Source organism: Streptomyces triticirhizae (assembly GCF_003696235.1).
Lineage (GTDB): Bacteria > Actinomycetota > Actinomycetes > Streptomycetales > Streptomycetaceae > Streptomyces > Streptomyces triticirhizae.
The window spans coordinates 1-8,290 of record NZ_RFFJ01000238.1 but is presented as its reverse complement, the minus strand read 5'-3'; the positions used below and the strand labels follow the sequence as shown (position 1 = coordinate 8,290).

Here is an 8,290-nt window from a genome sequence, read left to right as displayed (position 1 = left end):
GCGCTGGGACCGGTTGGGCTTCCCGGTGCCGGAGCGGGACCGCGCGGCGCGGCGCGAGCGGCTGCGCGGCCGGGCCGTCACCGGCACGGTGGTCGCCACGGTGCTGGCGGCGCCGGTGCTGGCGCTGTGGGCCGCCTACCGGGGCGCTCCGGTGACGGGCGAGGCCGCCGAGCTGGAGGGGATGTCGGCCAGCGCGCCCGACGAGCCGGTGGACGACGAGGGCGGCGGCGCCCGGCGGCAGCCGAACGGGGAGCGCGACCCGTCGCTGCCCGCGCTGCCCGAGGGGCCCACGGAGGACGAGACGGCGGACCGCCGGGGCCGGGAGCCGACGGCCGAGTCCTCGCCCGAGCGGGAGGAGGGCGCGGAGGCCGAGCCCGATGAGCCGACGACGCCGGCCCCGGGCGAGCTGTCCGTCGACGCGGTGACCACGGACTCCGGCACCCTGCTGACGCTCACGGTCTCCGGCGGCTCCCCGGTGAGCTGGACGGCCACGGCGGACGTCGACTGGCTGTTGCTCGGCCGTTCCTCGGGGACGCTCTGGCCGGGGGAGACGCTGGTGATCGAGGTGTTGGTCGACACGGCGCGCCAGCCGGCCGGGCCCTGGTCGGCCTCGGTCACCGTCGAGCCGACCGGCACCCGGGTGACCGTCGAGGGCGCGGGAGGGGACCCGGGGGGCGAGGAGCCGCCGGAGGACCCGGCCGAGCCCCCGACGGAGGAGCCGGCCGAGCCGCCGACGGACGAGCCCGTTCCCCAGCCGCGCCCGGTCTGACGCCGTTCGGTCAGGCGGGGGGCGGGGGCGTGCCCGGCGTCGCGGTGAGGTGGTGCTGGACGACGGGCGCCAGGCGCTCGACCAGGATCTCGACGTCGGTGCTGGCCAGCGGCTCGATCTCCAGCACGTAGCGGCCGAGGGCCGCCCCGACCAGCTGCATCGCGGCCAGTTCCACGCGCAGCCTGGCGTCGGGCTCGGGCAGCTGGCCGGCCACCCGGGCCAGCAGCTCCTCGGTGATGGCCGCGCGGAAGATGCCGGCGGCCGTCTCGTTGTTCACCGCCGAGCGGAGCACGGCCAGCAGCGGGTCGCGGGTCGCCGGGTTCTCCCAGATCGAGAAGAAGACCCGGGTGAAGTGCCCGCCCAGCGCCTCGGGGCCGGTGGGCGTCTCCTGGGTGAGGACCCGCACGGCGGCCTCGGTCGCCGCGTGCACGGCGGCGGCGAAGACGCCCTCCTTGGTGCCGAAGTAGTGGTGCACCAGCGCCGGGTTGACGTCGGCGCCCCTGGCGATGGCGCGGACGGAGGCGAGGTCGAAGCCACGGCGGGCGAACTCCGTGCGGGCGGAGTCCAGGATGCGTTCCCTGGTGCCGGGCTCGCCCTCCGGCCGGTCGGCCAGGGACGGGCGGCCCCGGCGACGGCCCGGGACGGTGCTCATCGGCTCGGCTCCTCCCGGGAACGTTCCTCGCGGCGGCGTTCCTCGCGGGGCGAGGTCAGGGCGGGGCGGGCCAGGTGCAGGCGGGTGAAGGCCAGCGTCTCGGCCAGGTCGGCCTCCCGCTCGCGGGCCGAGGTGGCCCGCCGGGTGTTGATCTCGGCGATCACATGGCCCCGGTAGCCGGTCGCGGCCAACCGGGACAGCACCCCGGCGCAGGGCTGCGCGCCGCGCCCCGGGACGAGGTGTTCGTCCTTGCCCGAGCCGGAGCCGTCGCCGATGTGCACATGGGTCAGCCGTCCGCCCATCCGCTCGGCGAGGGCGAGCGCGTCGATCCTGGCGGTCGCGGCGTGGGAGACGTCCAACGTCAGATGCGGATAGTCCTCTTCGGTGACGTCCCAGCCGGGGGCGTACGCCTGCATCTCGCGGTCGCGGTAGCGCCACGGGTACATGTTCTCCACCGCGAAGCGGACGTCACCTTCCGCGCCGAGCCGCGCGATGCCCTCGACAAAGCCCTTGGCGTAGGCGCGCTGCCAGCGGAACGGCGGGTGGACCACCACGGTGTCGGCGCCGAGGCGTTCGGCGGCGGCCCGCGCGGTGACCAGCTTCCGCCACGGGTCGGTGGACCACACGCGCTGGGTGACCAGCAGGCAGGGGGCGTGCACGGCGAGCACCGGCACCTCGTGCTCCTCGGAGAGGCGCCGCAGGGTCTCGACGTCCTGGCTCACCGGGTCCGTCCACACCATGACCTCGACCCCGTCGTAGCCGAGCCTGCCGGCTATCTCGAAGGCGGCGGCCGTGTTCTCCGGATAGACGGAGGCCGTCGAGAGCCCGATCTTCACCTCGCCGACGGGTTCTGGATCTGCCACGGCGACCAGCCTACGCGTCCGGGAGGGCGGGCCGGCTTGACGGCGGGACGGCGCCGGGAGAATAATTAAACGCATGATTAATAAAATCGCCGACGGGGGCTCCCCTGGCGACCAACCGGCCGTTCGGGCACGCGGGTTGCGGGTGACGCGCGGGCGGCGCGAGGTGCTGCGCGGGCTGGACTTCACCGTGCCGGTCGGCAGCGTCACCGGGCTCCTCGGGCCCTCGGGCTGCGGAAAGACCACGTTGATGCGGGCCATCGTCGGCGCCCAGAGCCGGGTCACCGGCACCCTGGAGGTGCTCGGCGAGCCGGCCGGCTCCGCCGCGCTCCGCCCGCGCCTGGGCTATGTCACCCAGGCGCCCTCGGTCTACGCCGACCTCACGGTCCGGGGGAACCTCGACTACTTCGCCGCCGTCCTCGGCCTGCCCCGCGCCGAACGGGCCCCCGAGGTCGAACGGGTGCTGGACGAGGTCGACCTGACCAGCCACGCCACCGCGCTGACCAGGGACCTCTCCGGCGGGCAACGCTCCAGGGTCTCGCTGGCCGCCGCCCTGCTCGGCACCCCCGAGCTGCTGGTCCTCGACGAGCCGACCGTCGGCCTCGACCCGGTGCTGCGCAACGCGCTGTGGCAGCTGTTCCACCGGCTCGCCGAGGAGCGCGGCACCACGCTGCTCATCTCGTCCCATGTGATGGACGAGGCGGACCGCTGCGAGCGGCTGGTCCTGATGCGCGAGGGCCGGGTCCTCGCCGACGGCACGCCCGAGGCGCTGCGCCGCCGCAGCGGGGCCGACTCGGTCGAGGGCGCGTTCCTCGCCCTGGTGGCGGCCGACTCCGACAACGAACGGGGCTCCGCCGCCGGCCCGGCCGACCCCGACGACGCACGGGAGCCCCGACGATGAGCCTCGCCCGCACCCTCGCCACCGCCCGCCGGGTCCTCGCCCAGCTGCGCCAGGACCCGCGCACCATCGCCCTGTTGCTGCTGGTGCCCGTGCTGCTGCTGGTGCTGCTGCGCTACGTCTTCGACGCCGACCCGGACTCGTTCGACTTCATCGGCTCCTCGCTGCTGGGGATCTTCCCGATGATCACCATGTTCCTGGTCACCTCGATCGCCACGCTCCGCGAGCGGACCTCGGGCACCCTGGAGCGGCTGCTGGTGATGCCGCTGGGGAAGGGCGACCTGATCGTCGGCTACGCGCTGGCGTTCAGCCTCTTCGCCGTGCTCCAGGCGGCGCTGGCCACCGGGATCGCGCTCTGGCTGCTCGACCTGGACGTGGCCGGCTCGCCCTGGCTGCTGCTGTTGGTCGCGCTGCTCAACGCCCTGCTGGGCACGGCGCTCGGCCTGTTCGTCTCGGCGTTCGCCTCCTCGGAGTTCCAGGCCGTGCAGTTCCTGCCGGCGCTGATCTTCCCCCAGCTGCTGCTCTGCGGGCTGTTCGCGCCGCGCGAGACGATGCAGCCGGTGCTGGAGTACGCCTCCAACGTGCTGCCGATGTCCTACTCGGTCGACGGCATGAACGAGGTGCTGCGCGAGACCGAGGTCACCGGCGACTATGTGCGCGACGCGGTGGTGGTCAGCGGGGTCGCCGTAGCGGTGCTCGCGCTGGGCGCGGCCACCCTGCGCCGGCGCACGAACTGAACGGCGCGCGCCGTTCAGTTCGCGCGCCGGCGGGAGGCTCAGGGGGCGCGCATCCGGTCCAGGCGGCGCAGGATCACGCCCTCGCGCAACGCCCAGGGACAGATCTCCAGCGACTCCACGCCGAAGAGGTCCATCGCCGCCTCCGCCACCAGCGCCCCCGCGAGCAGCTGCCGGGCCCGCCCGGGCGAGACGCCCGGCAGCTCCCGCCGCTCCGCGACCGGCAGCTCGGCCAGCTTCTGGCTCCACACCCGCAGGTCGGCGCGGGCCAGCTGGCGGCGCACCAGCTGGCCCTCGGTCGAGCGGGCCGCGCCCGCGACCCGCGCCAGCTGCTTGAACGTCTTCGAGGTGGCCACCACCCGGTCCGGCGCCCCCAGCCGGCTGAACTGGCCCACCACGCCCGCCACTTCGGTGCGCACATCGCGCCGCAGCGCCCGCACGTCGGACGAGGCGGGCGGGTCGCCCGGCAGCCGCGCCGCCGTCAGCCGGCCCGCGCCCAACGGCAGCGAGACCGCGACGTCCGGCGCCTCGTCCATCCCGTAGGCGATCTCCAGGGAGCCGCCGCCGATGTCGAAGAGCAGCAGCCGGCCGGCCGACCAGCCCAGCCAGCGCCGCGCGGCGAGAAAGGTCAGCCGCGCCTCGTCCTCGCCGGAGAGCACCTGGAGCGCCACCCCCGTCTCGGCCGCGACGCGGGCCAGCACCTGCTCGGCGTTGCCCGACTCGCGCACCGCCGAGGTCGCGAACGGCAGCAGGTCCGCCACCCCGTGCTCCTCCGCCACCTCCAGGGCCTCCCGGACGGTGGCCACCAGCCGGTCCACGCCGGCCGGGCTGATCGCGCCCTTCTCGTCGAGCAGTTCGGCCAGCCGCAGCTCCGCCTTGTGGGAGTAGGCGGGCAGGGGGCGGGCGCCGGGATGGGCGTCAACCACCAGCAGGTGAACCGTGTTGGAACCCACGTCGAGAACTCCGAGTCTCATGACCGTCAACGCTACCCCGCCCTCTACCCTGGCGTAGTGGCGAAGACGAAGAGGGCGAAGCCGGACAGAAGCGCCCCGGCGGACGGCGAACGCGACGCGGTGGACGAACGCGACGGCGGGTGGGACGGCGCCCGGCGCCGGGCCGCCGGCGACGAGGTGGCGCTCGACCACCCCAGGGCCTGGGTCGAGTTCCCCGACCCGACCGATCCCGAGCAGTACTTCCGCTGCGACCTGACCTGGCTGACCTCCCGCTGGAGCTGCGTCTTCGGCCGCGGCTGCCAGGGCATCCAGCCGGGCCGCGCCAGCGACGGCTGCTGCACGCTGGGCGCGCACTTCTCCGACGAGGAGGACGAGCAGCGCGTCGCCGGGCACGCCGCCCGGCTCACCCCCGAGCAGTGGCAGTTCCACCCGGAGGGCAACTCCCGTGCCGGATGGGTGGAGTTGGACGAGGACGGCGAGCGGCGCACCCGCCGCCACCAGGGCGCCTGCGTCTTCCTCAACCGTCCGGGCTTCGCCGGCGGTGAGGGCTGCGCGCTGCACATCCTGGCGCTCTCCGAGGGGCGCGAGCCGCTGGAGACCAAGCCCGACGTCTGCTGGCAGCTGCCGGTCCGCCGCACCTACGAGTGGGTGGAGCAGCCCGACGGCGAGCAGAAGCTCTGCGTCTCCATCGGCGAGTACGACCGCAGGGGCTGGGGCGGCGGCGGCCACGACCTGCACTGGTGGTGCACGGGCGCGCCGGCCGCGCACGGGGCGGCCGAGCCGCTGTTCGTGACCTACCGCGCCGAACTGGTCGAGCTGATGGGCAAGGACGGGTACGACCAGCTCGTCGAGCTGTGCGAGGCCCGCCTGGCCACCCAGAGCGTCACCCCGCCCGGCGCCCGCCCCCTCCCCCTGCTGGCGCCCCACCCGGCGGACCCCGCTCCGCCGCGCGGATAGCCCGGCCCGCGCCGGCGCACGCCGCGCACGGGGTGGGTCCCAGGGCCCGGCGTGCGCCGCGCGCCTGTCCGGATGCCGGTATCCCCGTCCCGGAACGCGGCGCGCGGGCGTAGCCTCGGGAGGTAGCCGCACCGTCTCGCGAGGAGAGGCATCATCATGGGCAGCCTGAGGTCCAGAACCGTCACCCACGGCCGCAACATGGCGGGCGCCCGCGCCCTGCTCCGCGCCGCCGGGGTAGCCCGGGAGGACTTCGGCAAGCCGATCATCGCCGTGGCGAACAGCTTCACCGAGTTCGTCCCCGGTCACACCCACCTCCAGCCCGTCGGCCGGATCGTCTCCGAGGCGATCAAGGAAGCGGGCGGCATCCCCCGCGAGTTCAACACCATCGCCGTGGACGACGGCATCGCCATGGGACACGGCGGGATGCTCTACTCCCTGCCGTCCCGCGACCTGATCGCCGACTCCGTCGAGTACATGGTGGAGGCGCACTGCGCCGACGCCCTGATCTGCGTCTCCAACTGCGACAAGATCACGCCCGGGATGCTGATGGCCGCGATGCGGCTCAACATCCCGACGGTCTTCGTCTCCGGCGGCCCCATGGAGTCCGGCACCACCACGCTGGTCGACGGCACCGTCCGCAAGCTCGACCTGATCAGCGCCATGTCGGAGGCGGCCAACGACTCCGTCTCCGACGAGGACCTGGCCAGGATCGAGGAGAACGCCTGTCCCACCTGCGGCTCCTGTTCCGGCATGTTCACCGCCAACTCGATGAACTGCCTGACCGAGGCCATCGGCCTCTCCCTCCCCGGCAACGGCTCGGTGCTGGCCACCCACACCGCCCGCCGTTCCCTCTACGAGGCCGCCGGCCGGAACGTGGTGGAGATCACCCGCCGCTACTACGAGGACGACGACGCCACCGTGCTGCCGCGCGCGGTCGGCTCGCGGGCGGCGTTCGAGAACGCGATGACCCTGGACATCGCGATGGGCGGCTCCACCAACACCATCCTCCACCTGCTGGCCGCCGCCCAGGAGGCCGAGCTGGACTTCGGGCTCAGGGAGATCGACGCGCTCTCCCGCCGGGTGCCCTGCCTCTCCAAGGTCGCGCCCAACGGCACCTACTACATGGAGGACGTGCACCGCGCCGGCGGTATCCCCGCCATCCTGGGCGAGCTGTACCGGGCCGGCCTGCTCAACGAGGACGTGCACACCGTGCACAGCGACTCGCTCGCCGACTGGCTCAAGTCCTGGGACATCAGGGGCGGTTCGCCCTCGCCCGAGGCGGTCGAGCTGTTCCACGCGGCGCCCGGCTGCGTCCGTTCCGCCGAGGCGTTCTCCCAGTCCGAGCGGTGGGAGACGCTGGACACCGACGCGGAGAACGGCTGCATCAGGGACGTGGCCCACGCCCACTCGGCCGAGGGCGGCCTGGCCGTGCTCTACGGGAACCTCGCCGAGGACGGCAGCGTGGTGAAGACCGCCGGCGTCGACGAGTCGATCTGGACCTTCGAGGGCCCGGCCGTGGTCGTCGAGTCCCAGGAGGAGGCCGTGGAGGCGATCCTCTCCAAGCGGGTCAAGGAGGGCGACGTCGTCGTCGTCCGGTACGAGGGCCCCAGGGGCGGCCCGGGGATGCAGGAGATGCTCTACCCGACGTCCTTCCTCAAGGGCCGTGGCCTGGGCGCCAAGTGCGCGTTGATCACGGACGGCCGCTTCTCGGGCGGCACCTCGGGCCTGTCCATCGGCCACGCCTCGCCCGAGGCGGCGGCCGGCGGCACGATCGCGCTGGTGCGCGACGGGGACCTCATCCGCATCGACATCCCGTCCCGGGCGCTCGAACTGAAGGTGCCGCAGGAGGAGTTGGACCGGCGCCGCGCCGAGCTGAACGGCCGGTACGCGCCGAAGTCCCGCGACCGCAAGGTCTCGCTGGCGCTGCGCGCCTACGCGGCGATGGCGACCAGCGCGGACCGTGGCGCGGTGCGCGACGTCAGCGCCATCGAAGGCTGAACACGCGCGGCACGGGCCCCTGCGGGGCCCGTGCCTGGCGTCGGGTTTGGCCCGTGTGTCCTCGCGGGCTGGCGCGTGTTCCGCCGGTGGCGGATGCTTTCCCGCCGGCGGGCGTCGGGTGCTGTGCGCGGTAGCGCGCCCGCCGCTTCGCGCCTCGCGTTTGGTTCGTGCCTGCGCGGCAGCGCGCGCCTCACGCCGGGGCCCGCAGGGACGGGTGTGCCCTGGTGCGTGTCGCGTGGTTGGCGCCGCCGTGCGTGTTCGCGGGGCAGGCAGTCTGTCCCGACGTTGCACGGTGGGCACCGCACCGGCCGGCGCGCGGCGATCTGCGCGGTAGCTCGCGCATCCGGGTCGGTACGGCGCCCCGCGCTCAACTCGTGCCTGCGCGGCAGCGCGCCTCGCACCGGGGCCCGCAGGGGCCCGTGCGCCCCGCCGCGCCCCGCACGGCGAGCGGCCCCGCGCGGCAAGCGCC

General features: G+C 74.4%; 8 protein-coding genes. 5 read left to right on the top strand and 3 right to left on the bottom strand.

Annotated features, from left to right (window positions below):
* Positions 1-769, top strand: a 769-nt coding sequence (locus EBN88_RS30855; RefSeq protein ID WP_407703466.1) for a BACON domain-containing protein, incomplete at its 5' end; no start/stop codon positions are given.
* Positions 770-779: 10 nt separating this feature from the next.
* Here EBN88_RS30855 and EBN88_RS26665 read toward each other — a convergent pair.
* Positions 780-1,421 (bottom strand): TetR/AcrR family transcriptional regulator, encoded by a 642-nt coding sequence (locus tag EBN88_RS26665; protein WP_122399606.1) that lies wholly within the window; start codon positions 1,419-1,421, stop codon positions 780-782.
* Positions 1,418-2,284, bottom strand: coding sequence for a sugar phosphate isomerase/epimerase family protein (locus EBN88_RS26660; protein WP_233581000.1), 867 nt, complete (start codon positions 2,282-2,284; stop codon positions 1,418-1,420). The genes EBN88_RS26665 and EBN88_RS26660 overlap by 4 nt, the downstream gene beginning before the upstream one ends.
* Before the next feature lie 73 nt (positions 2,285-2,357).
* On the opposite strand from EBN88_RS26660, the gene EBN88_RS26655 reads away from it, so the two are divergent.
* Positions 2,358-3,182, top strand: a complete 825-nt coding sequence (locus EBN88_RS26655) for an ABC transporter ATP-binding protein (protein ID WP_122399604.1) — start codon at positions 2,358-2,360, stop codon at positions 3,180-3,182.
* A complete protein-coding gene (locus tag EBN88_RS26650; protein WP_122399603.1) occupies positions 3,179-3,916 on the top strand; it encodes an ABC transporter permease in 738 nt (245 codons plus the stop codon). Before EBN88_RS26655 ends, EBN88_RS26650 begins: the two co-directional genes overlap by 4 nt.
* 38 nt (positions 3,917-3,954) lie before the next feature.
* Here EBN88_RS26650 and EBN88_RS26645 read toward each other — a convergent pair whose 3' ends face one another.
* A complete protein-coding gene (locus EBN88_RS26645) occupies positions 3,955-4,887 on the bottom strand; it encodes a Ppx/GppA phosphatase family protein (protein WP_122399602.1) in 933 nt (310 codons plus the stop codon).
* 36 nt (positions 4,888-4,923) lie between these two features.
* Here EBN88_RS26645 and EBN88_RS26640 point away from each other — a divergent pair, with 36 nt between their 5' ends.
* Both EBN88_RS26640 and ilvD read left to right on the top strand, forming a co-directional pair.
* Entirely contained in the window at positions 4,924-5,823 is a 900-nt protein-coding gene (locus EBN88_RS26640) for a hypothetical protein (protein ID WP_407703465.1), read from the top strand.
* 156 nt (positions 5,824-5,979) lie between these two features.
* The gene (ilvD, locus tag EBN88_RS26635; protein WP_122399601.1) at positions 5,980-7,821 is read left to right on the top strand and encodes a dihydroxy-acid dehydratase; all 1,842 of its coding nucleotides are present in this window, start codon (positions 5,980-5,982) and stop codon (positions 7,819-7,821) included.
* Positions 7,822-8,290 lie beyond the last annotated feature (469 nt).